At 73.4% G+C, this 16,608-nt stretch carries 10 protein-coding genes and 1 pseudogene; 6 read left to right on the top strand and 5 right to left on the bottom strand.

Annotated features, from left to right (window positions below; translation table 11 throughout):
* Window positions 1–957 (top strand): annotated as a pseudogene (locus ABZU32_RS31130) (phospholipid carrier-dependent glycosyltransferase); the annotation flags it as partial.
* Here the strand turns inward: ABZU32_RS31130 and ABZU32_RS31125 are convergent.
* Complete coding sequence (locus ABZU32_RS31125) at window positions 940–2,466, bottom strand: hypothetical protein (RefSeq protein WP_354927611.1); 1,527 nt, start codon at window positions 2,464–2,466, stop codon at window positions 940–942. The pseudogene ABZU32_RS31130 and the gene ABZU32_RS31125 overlap by 18 nt on opposite strands.
* A gap of 111 nt (window positions 2,467–2,577) precedes the next feature.
* Between ABZU32_RS31125 and ABZU32_RS31120 the strand changes: the two genes are divergently transcribed.
* The 4 genes from ABZU32_RS31120 (at window position 2,578) to ABZU32_RS31105 (ending at window position 7,876) form a co-directional block, all read left to right on the top strand.
* Window positions 2,578–3,801: a glycosyltransferase family 2 protein gene (locus ABZU32_RS31120; RefSeq protein WP_354927609.1), complete on the top strand. Its 1,224-nt coding sequence runs from the start codon at window positions 2,578–2,580 to the stop codon at window positions 3,799–3,801.
* Window positions 3,802–3,905: 104 nt separating this feature from the next.
* A complete protein-coding gene (gene metG, locus ABZU32_RS31115) occupies window positions 3,906–5,699 on the top strand; it encodes a methionine--tRNA ligase (protein ID WP_354927607.1) in 1,794 nt (597 codons plus the stop codon).
* On the top strand, window positions 5,696–6,565 hold the full coding sequence (locus ABZU32_RS31110; protein WP_354927605.1) for a TatD family hydrolase: 870 nt from the start codon (window positions 5,696–5,698) through the stop codon (window positions 6,563–6,565). The genes metG and ABZU32_RS31110 overlap by 4 nt, the downstream gene beginning before the upstream one ends.
* A gap of 276 nt (window positions 6,566–6,841) precedes the next feature.
* Window positions 6,842–7,876: a ubiquitin-like domain-containing protein gene (locus ABZU32_RS31105; RefSeq protein ID WP_354927603.1), complete on the top strand. Its 1,035-nt coding sequence runs from the start codon at window positions 6,842–6,844 to the stop codon at window positions 7,874–7,876.
* A gap of 128 nt (window positions 7,877–8,004) precedes the next feature.
* Here ABZU32_RS31105 and ABZU32_RS31100 read toward each other — a convergent pair whose 3' ends face one another.
* Together ABZU32_RS31100 and ABZU32_RS31095 are read right to left on the bottom strand one after the other, a co-directional pair.
* Window positions 8,005–9,498, bottom strand: a complete 1,494-nt coding sequence (locus tag ABZU32_RS31100) for an integrin alpha (RefSeq protein ID WP_354927601.1) — start codon at window positions 9,496–9,498, stop codon at window positions 8,005–8,007.
* 233 nt (window positions 9,499–9,731) lie between these two features.
* Window positions 9,732–12,080, bottom strand: coding sequence for a protein kinase (locus tag ABZU32_RS31095; protein ID WP_354927599.1), 2,349 nt, complete (start codon window positions 12,078–12,080; stop codon window positions 9,732–9,734).
* A gap of 101 nt (window positions 12,081–12,181) precedes the next feature.
* Here ABZU32_RS31095 and rsmA point away from each other — a divergent pair, with 101 nt between their 5' ends.
* A complete protein-coding gene (rsmA, locus tag ABZU32_RS31090; RefSeq protein WP_354927597.1) occupies window positions 12,182–13,048 on the top strand; it encodes a 16S rRNA (adenine(1518)-N(6)/adenine(1519)-N(6))-dimethyltransferase RsmA in 867 nt (288 codons plus the stop codon).
* A gap of 128 nt (window positions 13,049–13,176) precedes the next feature.
* Here rsmA and ABZU32_RS31085 read toward each other — a convergent pair whose 3' ends face one another.
* Complete coding sequence (locus tag ABZU32_RS31085) at window positions 13,177–14,772, bottom strand: FG-GAP-like repeat-containing protein (protein WP_354927595.1); 1,596 nt, start codon at window positions 14,770–14,772, stop codon at window positions 13,177–13,179.
* Entirely contained in the window at window positions 14,769–16,523 is a 1,755-nt protein-coding gene (locus ABZU32_RS31080) for a serine/threonine-protein kinase (RefSeq protein ID WP_354927593.1), read from the bottom strand. The genes ABZU32_RS31085 and ABZU32_RS31080 overlap by 4 nt, the downstream gene beginning before the upstream one ends.
* Window positions 16,524–16,608: the final 85 nt, after the last annotated feature.

Raw genomic sequence — 16,608 nt, 5'->3', positions numbered from 1 at the left:
GAACGCCTGGTGGGATGGTACGAGAGTTCGCCGCTGAGTGACAGCGGACCGTGGCTGGGCATGCGACCTTGGCGGATCGCGGCCGGGGCGTGTCTCGGCGCTGCCTGCGCCACGAAATGGAGCGGCATCTTCTTCCTGATCGCCTTCGCGATCATGAGCCTGGTGTGGGACGCCGGAGCCCGCCGGGCGGTCGGGCTGCGCCGCCCGTTCTCCGGCATGTTCCGCCACGATGTGCCCACCTCGCTGGTCGCGGTCGCCGCCGTACCGGCGCTGACGTACACGGTGTCCTGGACGGGCTGGTTCGCCACCGCCTACGGCTACGGCCGCAACTGGGCCCAGGCGACCTCCAGCGGCTGGGTCTACTGGGTGTTCAGCTCGGCGCGGTCGTGGATCGACTACCAGCTCCAGGTGCTCACCTTCCACACAGGCCTGGAGCAGACCCATCCCTACCAGTCGTGGCCCTGGCAGTGGCCGCTGCTGCTGCGCCCGGTCGCCTTCTACTACCAGAGCCCCAAGGGATGCGGCGCGGCCAGCTGCTCGCAGGCGACGCTCGGGGTGGGCACGCCGGTCATCTGGTACGGCGCGCTGGTGGCGTTGATCGCGCTGATCGCCTGGTACGTGGCCACCCGCGACTGGCGGGCCGGCGCGGTGCTGCTGGCCTACGGCGTCGGCTGGCTGCCGTGGGTCTACTACGCCATCGCCGACCACCGCACCATGTTCCTGTTCTACATGGCGCCCGTGCTGCCGTTCATGATCCTGGCGCTGACGCTCGCGGCCGGGCTGCTCATCGGCCCCTCCCGCGTCACGGGCTCCCGCAGGGCCGTCGGGGCGGCGGTGACCGGGGCGTTCGTGCTGCTGAGCATCGCCAACTTCGCCTGGCTGCACCCCGCGCTGACCGCCGAGCTCATCCCCTACGACGACTGGTACCGGCGCATGCTCCTACCCAGCTGGATCTAGCCGCGTCTCGGCGGGCGGCGCCGGCTCCCCGCGGCGCGCGGGCCACAGGCCGTGCCGGACGGCGATGGCGGCCGACAGGAAGGCCAGCGGCGCGGCGGGCAGCAGGTAGCGGTAGTCGAACTCGGCGGTGGCCGCCGGCGCGACCACCAGGGCCGCCGCCGCCACCAGCGGCAGCAGCCCGGGCCCGCCCAGCCGGCGCCAGCGCACGACCGCCCCGGCCGCGCCCACCAGCATCGCCAGTCCTAGCCCGAGACCGGGCATGGCGGCAACGCGCTGGTAGCGCTCCATGACCGTCGCCCACGGCCAGTACACCCGGGTGCTGGCCCTGCCCTGCTCGTAGGCGACCATGTCGCGGTCGGTCCAGCCCAGGTAGCTCGGCCAGTGGGGGAGCGAGGTCAGCAGCCGCGTGGTGTCGTGCCGGTTCACGCCCTTGCCGTCGAACTGGTACTGGTTCCAGGTGTTGGGGTCGGGGAAGACCGGCCGGTCCCAGCGGAAGCTGCGCAGCAGGTCGCCGGTGACGGCCGCCAGATAGTCGCCGGGCTGGGCGAGGATCGCCCGCTTGGCGAACGTGCCCGCCGCGTCGTTCAGCGACCGGTCGAACTTGTCGGCGCCGTAGCGGTGCAGGACCTCGCCCCAGCCGCTGTACCAGAGGTAGAGCTGGGAGAACTTGCTGCGTTCGACGTTGGGGTTGATGCACAGGGGGATGAGGTTCTGCTCGCGCTGGACGTCGATCTGCATCTTCCTGCAGTCGGCGAACTTGGCGGTGCGCATGTAGAGGATCAGCCCGTCGCTCTGTGTCATCGCGAACTGGCCGTTGACCGCCGAGAACCACCCCATGTACGCGACCACCGGCACCGCGCAGGCGGCCACGACGGCGACCACGGGTTTCCAGTGGGTGCGCTTGACCAGCAGGAAGACCACGACGACGGCGAGAATGGGCAGGCCGATGCTGCGCGTCAGCGCCGTCAGAGCCAGCAGCAGCCCGACGGCGGCCCCCGCCTTCCACGACAGCCGCCTGTGCCACAGGACCAGCGTGACCACGCCCACGATGAGCAGCGTGAACATGGTGTCCGACATGATCATCTGTTCGAGCTGGATCTGGTAGGCGTCGAACAGCACCGGCACGGTGGCCAGGGTCGCCCCCCAGTCGGGCAGCCCAAATTTGCGCCTGAGAAGCGCATAGACCAGCACCGCCGTCGCCAGCCCCATGAGGTGCTGGGTAAAGACCACCAGCGCGAAGCTGTGGAACGGCTTGAGGATCAGCAGCCAGAATCCGTACCCGTCCGGACGAATGGGGTGCGGGCGGGGGTGCAGAGCGACCGAGACGTACTCGTAGGAGTCGTTGAACCACATCGCCGGCCGGTAGCCGAGCATCGCGATCACCCGCAGGACCGCGCCGAGCACGACGGCGATCACGAACAGCCGCCGCGTCCTGACGAACTCCCAGAGTCGCGCACCCCTGCGCGGCGTGGGCAGGCCGGCCTGTGCCGGGTCGGCAACGGTCACCATGGTTTACAGGATGCCAGCCCTTTCGACGTCTTGACCCGAGCACCGGGGGGCAGAGGGCATCATGGTTGAACTACGCAGACGATGATCGAGGCGCGAACGAGGGGTTTCGACGTGGAACTGACCGTGGTCATGCCATGCCTGAACGAGGCGGAGACCGTCGAAACGTGTGTCCGTAAGGCGCTGGCCTGCATGGCGGAGCAGGGCATCGAGGGCGAGGTGGTGATCGCCGACAACGGCAGCACCGACGGGTCCCAGCAGCTCGCCCGCGACGCCGGGGCCCGCGTGGTCCACGTGGACGCGAAGGGCTACGGCAACGCCCTGATGGGCGGCATCCGCGCCGCGCGCGGCCGTTATGTGATCATGGGGGACGCCGACGACTCCTACGACTTCACCGCCTTGGCGCCCTTCGTGCAGGAGCTGCGCTCCGGCGCCGACCTGGTGATGGGCAACCGCTTCCGCGGCGGCATCGCCCCGGGCGCCATGCCGCCGCTGCACCGCTACCTGGGCAACCCGGTGCTGTCGTTCATCGGCCGCCTGTTCTTCCCCAGCGCCATCCGCGACTTCCACTGCGGCCTGCGCGGGTTCCGCCGGGAGTCCATCCTCAACCTCGGCTTGCAGACCGGCGGCATGGAGTTCGCCAGCGAGATGGTCGTCAAGGCCACGCTCCAGGGCCTGGACGTGCGCGAGGTGCCGACGACGCTCAGCCCCGACGGCCGCACCCGCCCGCCGCACCTGCGCTCCTGGCGCGACGGCTGGCGCCACCTGCGCTTCCTGCTGCTGTACAGCCCGCGCTGGCTGTTCCTGATCCCCGGCATGGTGCTGATGGTCCTCGGCCTGGCGGCGGGCGCGGCGCTCACCTTCGGCCCGGTCTACATCGGCAAGCTCGCCTTCGACGTCGACACCCTGGTCGGTGCGTCGGCGGGGGTGGTCATCGGCTTCCAGGCGGTGCTGTTCGCGCTGTTCACCAAGGTGTACGCCGCCGAGGAGGGCTTCCTGCCCGAAGACCGCCGCATCAAGCGGCTGGTCGACGTCGTGACGCTGGAGAAGGGCCTGGTGGCGGGCGGCCTGCTCGCCCTCGCGGGCCTGGCCGGCATGGTCGCCTCGCTGGCCCACTGGCAGGTGCGCAACTTCGGGCCGCTGATCCCCGCCGAGTCGCTGCGCCTGGTCGTCCCGTCGGCGACCGCCCTCATCATGAGCTTCCAGACGATCTTCGCGTCGCTGTTCATCAGCATCCTCGGCATCCGCCGCACCAAGGAGACCCTGGCCGACGTCGCCGCCTCCGCCGCCGAGGAGGCCGCCGAGGCCGTCAAGCGCGAGAGCACCCCGGCCGCCTGATCCTTCCTTCCGCCCAGAGCCGTCTGACAGGGTGTCAGGCGGCTCTTCGCGCGGGTAGGGGTAAACGGTTCGAGACGTTCCGCCGGGGCATCTAGGCTTGTGCCATGTCCCAGCACATCTTGACCGCCGTCGCGTGGCCGTACGCAAACGGCCCCCGCCACATCGGGCACGTCTCCGGGTTCGGCGTGCCGTCCGACGTCTTCAGCCGCTACCAGCGGATGGCGGGCAACAAGGTGCTGATGGTGAGCGGCACCGACGAGCACGGCACGCCGATCCAGGTGCAGGCCGACAAGGAGGGCGTCACCGCCCGCGAGCTCGCCGACCGCTACAACCGGGTGATCGCCGAGGACCTCACGGCCCTCGGCCTGTCCTACGACCTGTTCACCCGCACCACGACCAGCAACCACTACGCCGTCGCGCAGGAGATCTTCAAGGGCCTGTTCGACAACGGCTACGTCTTCCCCAAGACCACGCTGGGCGCGGTCTCGCCGTCCACCGGCCGCACGCTGCCCGACCGCTACATCGAGGGCACCTGCCCCATCTGCGGGTACGACGGGGCGCGCGGCGACCAGTGCGACAACTGCGGCAACCAGCTCGACCCGGTCGACCTGATCAACCCGCGCAGCAAGGTCAACGGCGAGACGCCGAAGTTCATCGAGACCGAGCACTTCATGCTCGACCTGCCCGCCTTCACCGAGGCGCTGGGCACGTGGCTGCAGTCGAAGCAGGGCGAGTGGCGGCCCAACGTGCTGAAGTTCTCGCTGAACCTCCTCGGCGACCTGCAGCCGCGCGCGATCAGCCGCGACCTCGACTGGGGCGTGCCGATCCCGCTTGACGGCTGGCGCGACCGCGGCGACAAGCGGCTGTACGTCTGGTTCGACGCCGTCATCGGCTACCTCAGCGCCTCCATCGAGTGGGCGCGCAGGTCCGGCGACCCCGACGCCTGGCGGCAGTGGTGGCAGAACCCCGACGCCCGCGGGTACTACTTCATGGGCAAGGACAACATCGTCTTCCACTCCGAGATCTGGCCGGCGATGCTGCTCGGCTACAACGGCGAAGGGGCGCGGGGCGGCACGCCGGGGTCCCTGGGCAAGCTCGCGCTGCCGTCCGAGGTGGTCTCCAGCGAGTTCCTGACCATGGAGGGGCGCAAGTTCTCCTCCAGCCGCCAGGTCGTCATCTACGTGCGCGACTTCCTCCAGCGCTACGACGCCGACGCGCTGCGCTACTACATCGCCGTGGCCGGCCCGGAGAACCAGGACACCGACTTCACCTGGTCGGAGTTCGTGAACCGCAACAACGGCGAGCTCGTCGCCGCCTGGGGCAACCTGGTCAACCGCTCGATCTCGATGGCGGCCAAGAACTTCGGCGCGGTGCCCGAGGCGGGCGAGCTGACCGACGCCGACCGCACGCTGCTCGAGCGCAGCCGCGCGGCCTTCCCCGCGGTCGGCGCCGAACTCGGCAGGTCGCGGTTCAAGAACGCCGTCACCGAGGCCTTCGACGTCGTCCGCGACGCCAACCGCTACCTGGCCGAGCAGGAGCCCTGGAAGCTCAAGGACGACCCCGAGCGCGTGAAGTCCATCCTGCACGTCGCGCTCCAGGTCGTCGACGACGCCAAGACCCTGCTCACCCCGTTCCTGCCCGGCTCGTCGAACAAGGTGCACGCCATGCTCGGCGGGGAGGGCGTGTGGTCGGGCATGCCGCAGATCCGCGAGGTCGACGAAGAGGACGGCCGCCACTACCCGGTGATCGGCGGCGAGTACGACGGCGCGGCCACCTGGGAGTCCAGGCCGCTGCGGCCGGGCGTTCCGCTGGCACCGCCCACGCCGCTGTTCGCCAAGCTCGACCCCAAGGTGGTGGAGGAGGAGCTCGCCCGCCTCGACTCCCCGTCCGCCGAGTGAGCGAGCGCCCGGTGGCCGAGGTCCCGCCCGCGCCGTCGCCGCTCGGCGCGGAGGTCTTCGACAGCCACTGCCACCTGGACATCATGGTGGGCGACCGCAAGGCGTCCTCGGGCGACCAGGTGGCACTGGCCGCCCAGGCGGCGAGCGGCGGGGTCGAGCGCATCCTGGCCGACGCGCGGGCGGTCGGCGTCACCCGGCTGGTGACGATCGGCTACGACCTGCGCTCTTCGCGGTGGAACGCCGAGACCGCGCGCCGGCACGACGACGTCTACGCGGGCGTGGCGATCCATCCCAACGAGGCGCACGCCGCCACGCCCGAGGTGCTCGCCGAGATCGAGAAGCTCGCCGGCGAGCCGCAGGTCCGCGCCGTGGGCGAGACCGGGCTCGACTACTTCCGCGACTGGGCCTCCCATGACGACCAGCAGGCGTCCTTCCGCGCGCACATCGAGATCGCCAAGCGCACGGGCAAGGCGCTGGTGATCCACGACAGGGACGCCCACGACGACGTCCTGCGGGTCCTCGCCGAGGAGGGCGCCCCCGAGGTCGTGGTGTTCCACAGCTTCTCCGGGGACGCCGAGATGGCCCGGCGGTGCGTCCAGGCGGGGTACGTCATGTCGTTCTCCGGCCCGGTGACCTACAAGAACGCCGCCTACCTCCGCGAGGCCGCCAGGGTGGCGCCGCCTGAGCTCGTGCTGGTGGAGACCGACGCCCCCTACCTGCCGCCCACCCCGCACCGCGGCAAGCCGAACGCGCCCTACCTGATCCCGCTCACGCTCCGCTGCCTGGCCGAGGTCAAGGGGACGCCCGTCGACGACCTGGCCCGCGCCATCAGCGCCAACGGCGAGAGAGTCTTCGGCGCCTGGTGATTCCGCATTGGCCGTCCCTGTCCCGGCCGGTCGATCACGGCCGGGGTGCGGCGGGGGAACAGCCACATGGCCGGGGTGTGGCGGCGGAGCAGCCGTTCGTCCCTTTGTCCCTTTGATCCGGTCCGGTACTCCCAAGCGGAGTCAATGTCACGGATTGGTTTCGGCGAACCGGTTGAGGAGGAGGGAGGCCCGGCGCTAGCGTCGGCAGCCCTCGGTGGGACCGACCGCGCGGCCCACCGGTCCCCCACCGTCTTCGGTCTACCTGAAGGACGCGCTGTGGATCCATCTCCGGCCCCTGGACGGGGCGCGCGGCGTGCGGGGTCGCGTCGTGCCCGCCGTCGCCGCACGTCCCGGCCTCGTCCGCCCGGCCTGCACTCCGGTCCGCGACCGGCCGTCCGCGCCGTCCGCGCCGTCCGCGCGGTGTGGGCGGTGTGGGCATGGGCGGTGGGCGCGGTCGTGGCGGGCGTCTCGCTCGGCCTGCTGACCGGCCACGTGCTCGCCAAAGAGGTGCGGCTGGCCGTGGACGGCGGCGAGACCACCGTCCGCAGCTTCGGCGCCACCGTGCGGGACGTCCTCGCCGCGGTCAAGGTGCGGGTCGGCCCGGGGGACGAGGTGTCCCCGCCGCCCGCCGCGCCGGTCGCCGACGGCTCGTCCATCATCGTGCGCCACGCCCGCCCGCTCCGCCTCACCGTGGACGGCAGGAGGAGCGTGCACACCGTGACCGCCATCAACGTGGGCGAGGCGCTCCAGCAGCTCAAACTGAACGACCGCCTGGCCACCCTGTCGGCCTCCCGGATGCGGCAGATCCCCATCTCGGGCTTCGCGCTCGACGTGCGTACGCGGCGCCGGGTGACGGTCGTCCGGGGCGGGGTCCGGCTGGACGCCGTGACCACCCGGCGCACGGTGCGGGCCGTGCTGGCCCAGCAGAAGATCACCCTGGCTCGGGGCGACCGGGTGCGTCCCCCGATGGACGCCTTCCCCGAGGACAGCGAGGTGATCCGCATCATCCCGGCGGCGCCCGCCGCCCCGCCGCACACGGTTGCGGTCAGCCCCGCCGTCGCCGCGCTCAACTGGCCCGCGCTGGCGCGATGCCAGACCCTCGCCAACCCCAAGGCGTTCGACCCGGCCGGGCCGTACTTCGGGATGTACCAGCTCAGCCTGGCCATGTGGCAGGCGGCCGGAGGGATGAGGACCCCGCTCGACTGGGCGGCGGACGAGCAGACCTACCGCGCCCAACTCCTCTACCAACGGGTCGCCGGCCGCTGGCGCGCACAATGGCCGGCCTGCGGCGCCCTGCTGTTCACCCGCTGACGACCCCGTCGCCGTACACCGGCACTCGGGGGCGGTGGCCGCGCGGTCGAGAGCCGCTGAGGGAGGCGCCGAAGTCGCTCCGCCGGACGCGGCACTCGTCTTCGGGGGGCGCGGTGGCCGCGCGGTCCTCAGCCGCTGACGGAGGCGCCGAAGTCGACGGAGGCTCCGCCGGGGACGGCGGGCACCGCGTCGCGTCCGGGGACGACCAGGCGGGCCGCGGCGCCGTCGCGGAGCACCGCCACCGCCCCGCCGGGAGCGTCGCGCCGGTCCGGCACCCCCGCCAGCAGCCCCGCGCCCGGGCCGAAGGAGTCCGCCGCGCCGAAGGCGGCGATCGACCCGCCGAGGTGGTCGTACGGCCGGGCCAGGCCCGCCTGCGCGGCCCCGCCCGCCGGGCCCCCGACGAGCGGCACCTGCCTGATCGCGCCGCCCTGCGGTGCCCCGGCGGAGTCGAACGGGCCGCCGATCGCCAGCCGCAGCGACGTCGCGGACCCGACCATGGCCAGCGACCAGCCGAGGGACGCCCCGGCCTTCGGGGGCTGGTCGGCCAGGCCCTCGCCGCCGAGCCGGATCGTCCGTGAGGGAACGGGAGCGCCGTCCTTGCCCAGGGTGAACACCTGCACCAGGCCGGCGTCGGTCGCCCCCGGCAGGTCGGCGAGCGGCGCGCCGGCCGCCAGATACGGCCGGCCGCCGGACTCGGCGTAGGCCAGGGTGTACCCGTACCGGTCGCCGGGGTGCTCGGTGACGCCCTTGACCGAGTTCGGGATGCCCCACTTGACGCTGGTGTACGCCTTCGCGGCCTCGGCGGCGTCGTAGATGATCTCGACCGCTCCGGTGTCGGCCTTGCCGGAGTCGCCCGCCTGCCTGCCGACGCCGTCGTCGTTCTCGTACGGGGTGCCGACCGCGAGGTCCACCGAGTCGTCGCGCCCGCCGAACCGGCCGAACACCAGCGCCCAGCCGTACATGTCGCCCTGCTCGCCGTTGCCGACGATGCCCTCGGACTCCTGGGTGATGCGCAGCGCGGGCTCGGCGCCCCCTACGGGCTTGGCGCAGTACAGGTAGATCGCGCCGGAGTCGCCGGTGCCGTCGGCGTCCTCGTACGGCGCCCCCACGGCGATCACGCCTGCCGGGCGGCCCGCGGACCGGGCGGCGGCCAGCGACCAGCCGAAGTGGGCGTCCCGCTCGGGCTTGGGGGCGGAGATCTCGCTGATCGCGCCGGCCGGCACCCGCCCCTCGTAGGCGCCGCCGCGGATCACGTACACCGCTCCGGCGTCGGCGGCGTCCCCGCTGTCGGCGTAGGGGGCGCCGACGATGACGTCCAGGCACCGGTCACCGTCGTAGTGGGTCGTGCGGACGGTCCAGCCGAACGCGTCGCCGGGATGCGGCGTGGGCGCGGTGATCACCAGACCCCGGCCGGGGCCGTCGCCGCCGACCGGCAGCACGTGCACCGCCCCGGCGCCGCGCACGCCGGCCGCGTCGGCCAGCGGATCGCCCGCCACCACGTCGTCGCGGCCGTCCCCGTCGAAGTCGTTGGCGCTCGCCTTCGCACAGCCGGCCGCCGCCTCGGCACGCTGGGCGCCCGGCACGGCCAGCGACACGACGAGCATCCCGGCCGCCAGCAGCACGGCCGATAAGCGGGATGACCCGGATGAATCAGATCGGCTCGATAACCCGGACGAGGCCGACGGGCCCGAGGTTCCGGACGGACCCGACGAGCAGGACGACTTCGCGGCCCTGGGCGAGTTCGGCGAACCGGACGAGCCTGAAGACCGGGGCGAGCCCGAGGTCCCGGGCGAGCCCGAGGGAGAGTCGGCCGGTGAGGCGGTGAAGGCGGCCGATGCTCGCCGCGGGCGCAGGGTCACAGCCGCACCTCGATCGTGGTCGTGTCGGAGATCGGCACCTTCAGGGTGGCCGGGCCCCGGGCCGGCGGCAGGTCGTAGACGAGCACGCCGTCGAGCCTGCCGCCCGGCGGCAGGCTCGCGGGGACCGCTGGGGAACCCGAGGAGGCCGCGCCGGTCGTAAGCGGCTCGTGCTCGGCGCCGCGGTCGTCCACCAGCACGGGCGGCGTCGGCGAGACCGTCGCCGGGACCCCGCCGGGGTTGATCAGCGTCCACCTGACCACGCAGAACCGGCCCTCATCGGGCGTGGCGCCCTGGTAGGAGGTGAGGCCGCACTGGGGCCTGGACGGGATGACGAACTGCGGGCCGTCGAGCGTCTCGCTCGCCGCGTAGCGGCGGCCGACGTCGGTCTCACGTGTGGGGGTGGGGGCGGTGACGGCGGCCACGCCGGTGGCGCGCACCGGGGTGCGGTCGGGCAGCACCATGACCAGCACGCCCGCCGTGACCAGGAGCCCGCCGAGCACCGTCAGCGCCGGCACCAGCCACCTGCGGCCGAGCGACCTGCGCCGCGGCTCGCCGCCGGTCGCGGGGATCGAGGACGGCACGGTGACCCCGTCCGCCCCCGAGGACGGCCGCGTGTCCTCGGTCCGCGTCCCCGCGGCGGCGGTCGCGCTCTCCGCCAGGAAGGCCCCGGGATCGATCGCGGTGTCCGTGGGGAACTCCGCGGCGGTCGGGGCCTGCGATGCGGCGGCGAAGCCACGGCCGGCCGAGGAGACGGCCTCGGCGGACGCGGCGCCCCCCGGACCGGACGGCACGGCGGTTCCCGGGACGGCGGACGCCGCGGCTCCGGACGCGGAGGGGGCGGCGGTCTCCGGACCGGCGGACGTCGCGGTTGCCGGCGTGAGAGGCCCGGTGGTCCCCGAGGCGGCGGACGTCGCGGCTTCCAGGCTGGACGGCGCGGGGGTTCCCGGGGTGGAGGGGGTGCCGGTTCCCGGCCCGGAGGGTGTCGCGGCTGCTGCTGTGGAGGTGGCGGTGCGTCCTGGGATGGAAGGTCCGGCGGCGCCGGGCGCCGGGCGCGCGGACAGGTGCCGGGGCAGGGCGAGCCCGGGGAGCGACAGGCCGGGGTTGGTGTCGTCGGTGTCCCCGATGCCCTCGGCGGCGAGCCCGCTCGAAGTCCCTCCTCCGGCATCCCCGGAGGGGACGTCCGCGGTGGATGTGGATGCAGCGGAGGGCCTACCGGCAGCGGGCGTGGCAGGAACAAAGGGCACGCCGGTGGAGGGCCCCGTGGCCCCTTGGGAGCCTTGTGAGCCGCGAGAGCCGTGAGAGCTGTAAGAGCCGTGAGCGCCTTCGACGCCTTGAGCGCCTTCGGCTCTCTGAGCCTCTTCGGCGGCGGCGACGTTGGCGGGGGGTTCCCACGACTCGTTCAGCATCTCGGTGGCCACGAGCGTCGGCGGGTCCACGGGAACGACCCGCGCGGCGGCCGGCGGCGGCGTGGCACCGGTCGGGTCGCCGCCGACCAGGGCGATCAGCAACTCCTGGGCGGAGGGCCTGCGACGCGGGTCGGGATCGGTGGCCTGCCGCACGAGCCGGTCCAGCGGAGCGGGCAGCGTGCCGAGGTCCGGCCGGCCGGCCAGCACGCGGGAGGCGAGCGTCATCAGGTCGCCGCGCCCGTAAGGGTGCCGCCCGTTGCCGGCGTAGGCGACCAGGCATCCCCAGGCGAAGACGTCGGCGGCCGGGGAGATCTCCTCGCCGCGCACCTGCTCCGGCGCCCACCAGCCGGGGCTGCCGAGCAGCTCGCCCGAGCGGGTGACCCCCTGGGTGGCGTCGAGGGCGCGGGCGATGCCGAAGTCGATCACTCGCGGGCCGGACATCGACAGGATGACGTTGGCCGGCTTGAGGTCCCGGTGGACCAGCCCGGCGACGTGGATGGCGGCCAGCGCGGCGGCCACGCCGAGGGCGACACCGTGCAGGGTGCCCGCCTCCAGCGCGCCGAAGCGGGAGATCTGCTTGGACAGCGGCGTCCCGGCGATGTACTCGGTGACCATGTACGGCCGGCCGTCGTCGGCGTTGCCGTTGTCGAGCACCTCGGCGGTGCAGAACGACGCGACGCGCCGGGCGTTGGTGACCTCGGCGTGGAAGCGGACGGCGAAGCCCTCGTCCACGGTGAACTCGGCCTTGACGACCTTCACCGCGACGGGCCGCCCGGTGGGCGCCTCGGCGAGATAGACGGTGCCCATACCTCCCTGGCCGATGCGGCCGAGCAACCGGTAGGGCCCGATGTTCGGGGGATCGGCAGGGAGGAGCGGGTCCGCACCTGTACGGTCCATCGACGACGCCTCCTCGCTCCCTGGCGTGGCCACACTACCCATGCCCACTTTCCTTCCGCTTGAAGATCGGTTACGGCTCGCAGGGCGATTCGAGCGGTTCGTCCGCCGGCTCTGGGGAGTGTTCGGTGCGAGACACTGAATGGATGGGGAGTTCAATTGTGGGTTTGCTGGGCCCGTCCGAAATACGTAATTTGGCGCACAAGCTCGACCTTCGTCCGACAAAGCGGCTCGGGCAGAACTTCGTCATCGACGGCGGCACGGTCCGGCGCATCGTCAGAGTGGCGGAGGTCACCTCCGACGACGTCGTGATCGAGGTGGGGCCCGGGCTCGGGTCGCTGACCCTGGCCCTGCTGCCCGAGGCCGCCGAGGTGGTCGCCGTGGAGATCGACCCGGTTCTCGCGGCTCAGCTCCCGATCACCGTCGCCGAGCGCGCCTCCGAGCTGGCCGGTCGCCTGACCGTCGTCCAGGCGGACGCGATGCGCGTCCTGCCCGGGCAGCTGGGCGCCCTGCCCACCGCCCTGGTGGCCAACCTGCCGTACAACGTGGCGGTGCCCGTCGTGCTCCACCTGCTGGAGGTGCTGCCGTCGCTGCGCAAGGGCCTGGTGATGGTGCAGAGCGAGGTCGCCGACCGCATGGCCGCAGGTCCGGGATCCAAGGTGTACGGGGTGCCGTCGGTCAAGGCGGCCTGGTACGCCGACGTGCGCCGCGCGGGGCCGGTCGGCCGCACGGTCTTCTGGCCGGTGCCGAACGTCGACTCAGGGTTGGTGGCGCTCACCCGCCGCGAGCCGCCCGCGACCACCGCCTCGCGTGAGGAGGTGTTCGCGGTCATCGACGCGGCCTTCGCCCAGCGGCGCAAGACCCTGCGGGCCGCCCTCGCCTCGTGGGCCGGCACGCCCGCCGCCGCCGAGACGGCGCTCCGCGCGGCCGGCGTGGACCCCGCCCAACGCGGCGAACAACTCCCCATCGAAGACTTCGCCCGCATAGCCGAACAGCGCCCCACCCCTATGTGAGGGCGCCGTCAGATATATCCGGTGCGGTCGCGTATGTCCGGTGCGGTCGCGGCGAGATGGTCGCGGATGGCGCGGGCGGCGTGCTCGGCTTCGGCGGGGACGCTGTGCTGCGGGGCGTTGAGTTGGGGTCATCCCGCGACCGTGGCGCCGAAGTCGGTGGGGTGGTGGGTCCGGTCGAAGGGCATGATGTGCCCGTCGCCCGGGCGTAGCGGCTCGGCGTCCGTGCCGCCCATCCGCACCAGGCCGATCGCGCCCGTCCCGTCCCGGTCGGGAGCGCCGACGATCACCCATCCCTCGCCCGCGCCGCTCACCGACCAGCCGAAGTGCTCGAAGCTCTGCGGGCCGCGCGATCGCACCAGACGGGTGGGCTGGGCGAGCGGCGGTTCCGTGGACGGTGTGGAGCCGGACGCCGTCCCGGCCGGCGTGAGCGTCAGCACGTGCACGGCCCCGGTCTCCGGATGGGTGCCGTCCCCGTCGAACGGCGCGCCCACCACCAGGTCGCGGCCGCCCGAGAAGGCCAGCGAGAAGCCGAACGCGTCTCGCGGCTCGCTGATCTCCCCCACGTTCCCCTGCCAGAACGTCCACGCCGGAACGGGTTCGGGCGCCGTGCGGCCGCCGGAGAATATCTGGACGATCCCGGCGTCCCGGGCGCCGAGCGGATCGGCGTACGGAGCGCCGGCCGCGAGCCGGCCGACGGCGTCTCCGTAGGAGAGGGAGTAACCGAACAGGTCTCCCTCGTTGACCGGCACCTGGTCGGTCAGCTTCGACAGGTCCCAGCCCTTGCCGCGGTACCACCCGCCGGGGCCCTCCGCGGCGTCGTACAGCACCGTCACGGCCCCCGAGTCGCGCACCGTCCGGCCCTCGAGCGGGGTGTCCTCGTACGGGGCGCCGACGGCCAGGTCCGGGGCGGGGCCCTTGGCGAGCGCGCCGAGCGCGACCGACCACCCGAACAGGTCGCCTGCCTCCCCGTCGCCCGGCACGCCCGGCGTCTGCTGGGTGATCCGGCGGGGATCGCCGGGGACGCGGCCGCGGTCGCCGCCGAAGCGGTACAGGTAGACCGCGCCGGAGTCGGGGACGCCGTCGGCGTCCTCGTACGGCGCCCCGACGGCGAGCAGGCCGGAGGCGACGGCGAGCGACCAGCCGAAGTGCGCCTCGTTGCGGGGGGAGGGGGCGTGCAGGTCCAGCCGGGCGGCCCCGGGGCGGCCGAAGTCCGGCCCGCCCCAGTAGACGGTGACGGTGCCCGCGCCGGGGACGAGCGTGACCCGGTTGCTCGACTTGTCGGTGACGTAGCCGTTCCAGTGAGGGCTCGCGACCACCAGGTCCAGGCAGCCGTCGCCGTCGAGGTGCCCGGCGCGGGCCGTCCAGCCGCTCAGGCCGCCGCCGCTGGGGAACGGTCTGCCGACCACGTCGGGGAATCCCCGGGAGGTGCCGCTGAGGAGGAACAGGTGGCCCCAGCCCGCCCACCGGTCGGGCGGCTCGCCGAAGGGGTCGCCCACCACGACGTCGTTGAAGCCGTCCCCGTTGAAGTCCGCCGTTCCCGCGTGCGCGCACGCCTCAGGACCGGGGGCTGAGGCGGCGGGAAAGGAGGCTGTGGCGCTGGGGGAGGGGGCTGTGGCGCTGGGGGAGTAGGCGTGGGGGGCCGAGGAGCCGTGGGAGGCGGTGGCGTCCAGGGGCAGCAGGAGCAGCGGCACCACCAGTGCCAGCCGCCGCAGGAGGAGTGTCACAGGCGGACCTCGATCGGAGCGGTGCCGGCGGCGATGCGGCCGGTGAGGGCGACGGCCGTGCGGCCGGCGGGCAGTTCGTAGGCCGCCCCGAAGGTCAGCACCTGCCCGGGACGGATGTCGACGGGGCGTTCTCCGGGGCCGGGTGCGACGGCCCCGGGGCCGTCCGGCGCGCCGGTCCCGACGGCGCGGGCCATCGCGTGCCGTCCGCCGGCGTCGTCCACGAGCTCCGGCGCGCCGGTGAGCGTCACGGGCGTCCCGCCCATGTTGAGGACGAACCAGTACGCACGGCAGGTCTGCCCGCCGGGGCCTCCCGTGCCGCCGGCCGGTGGCGGGCCGCCGCAGACGGGCGGGGCGCTGACCAGGAACTGCAGCCCCCGCTCGCCGACCATGACGCGACGGCCGAGGTCGGTGTCCCGAGCGGGCGCGCCGGCTCCTGCGCCCGCGTCCGGCCCCATCCATCGCACCACGAGGGCGGCCCCGGCGATCAGCGCCAGCGCGGCGGCGACGGCGGCGGCCCCGCGCGTCCGCCCCCGTCGCCGCCCGCGCGGCCGCCACGTCGCCGGTCCGTGGTCGCGCCCGTCCGCCGGTCGGGAGTGGCCCGCCGGGCCGGAGTCGTGCCGGCCCGGTGACTCGGGGTCCGGCTCGCCGCCGGTCCCGTGCCCGCGCAGGGTCGCCCCCTCGTGCCCTGAGGGGAGCGCCTGCTCCGGGGACGGCCCGGGCTCGGGTTCTCCTCCCGGCTCATGCCGCGGTCGTCCCGGCCGGTGGTCGGGGCGTGTCGTCCCGTCCCTGCCGTCGTGGCCGCCGAGAGGCCCGCCGGGGTCGTCGTCCGGCCCGGACGGCCCGCCGGGAGCCCGCAGGTTGCTCGGCGGCTCCCACAGCGCTTCGAGGACGTGCGTGGAGGGCCCGTCGGCCTCCCCGCCGATGAGGTCGAGCAGCAGGTCGCGGGCCGTCGGCCGCAGAGCCGGATCGCGGTGGAGCGCTCGGCGGACCAGGCGGTCCAGCGGCTCGGGCAGGCCGGCGAGCCGCGGTTCCTCGTGCAGGATGCGGTAGGCGACGGTCATCGGGTCGCCGTCGCCGAACGGATGCCTCCCGGTGCCGGCGTAGGCGACCAGGCACCCCCAGGCGAAGACGTCCGCCGCCGGGGTGACCGGTCCGCCGTCGATCTGCTCGGGGGCCCACCATCCCGGCGTGCCGACGACCTCGCCGGTCAGTGTGGGGCCGGTGAGGCCGCTGAGCGCGCGGGCGATGCCGAAGTCGATGACCCGGGGCCCGGTCATGGACAGGATGACGTTGCCGGGCTTCAGGTCGCGGTGGACCAGGCCCGCGGCGTGGATGGCGGCGAGCGCGGCGCAGACCCCGAAGGCCATGCCGACCAGCGGCGACTCCTCCAGCGGGCCGTAGGTGGCGATCTGTGTGGACAGCGGGGTGCCGGAGATGTAGTCGGTGACCATGTAGGGCCGCCCGTCCTCGGCGACGCCGTCGTCCAGCACCCTCGCCGTGCAGAACGAGGCGACCTTGCGGGCGTTGGCCACCTCCGAGCGGAAGCGCGCGGCGAACCCGGCGTCCTCGGTGAACTGCCGCTTGACGACCTTGACCGCGACCCGGCGGCCGGTCGGGGACGTGCCGAGGTAGACCGTTCCCATGCCGCCCTCACCCAGGCGTCCGGTCAGCGTGTACTCCCCGATCGCGCGAGGATCGTCCTTCGTCAGCGGAGAGGAGACGTTCTGGCCGTCGATGGATCTCTCCTTCACCGTTCACCCCGTGGCCCCCGAACGGTCACCGTACAGATGCTCGATGTGCTTTGTCCGACCGTTTACCTACATATCCGTTACGGTC

This window comes from Sphaerisporangium sp. NPDC005288 (genome assembly GCF_040607475.1).
GTDB classification, from domain to species: Bacteria; Actinomycetota; Actinomycetes; order Streptosporangiales; family Streptosporangiaceae; genus Sphaerisporangium; species Sphaerisporangium rhizosphaerae.
This window is presented reverse-complemented; position numbering and strand designations above follow the sequence as displayed.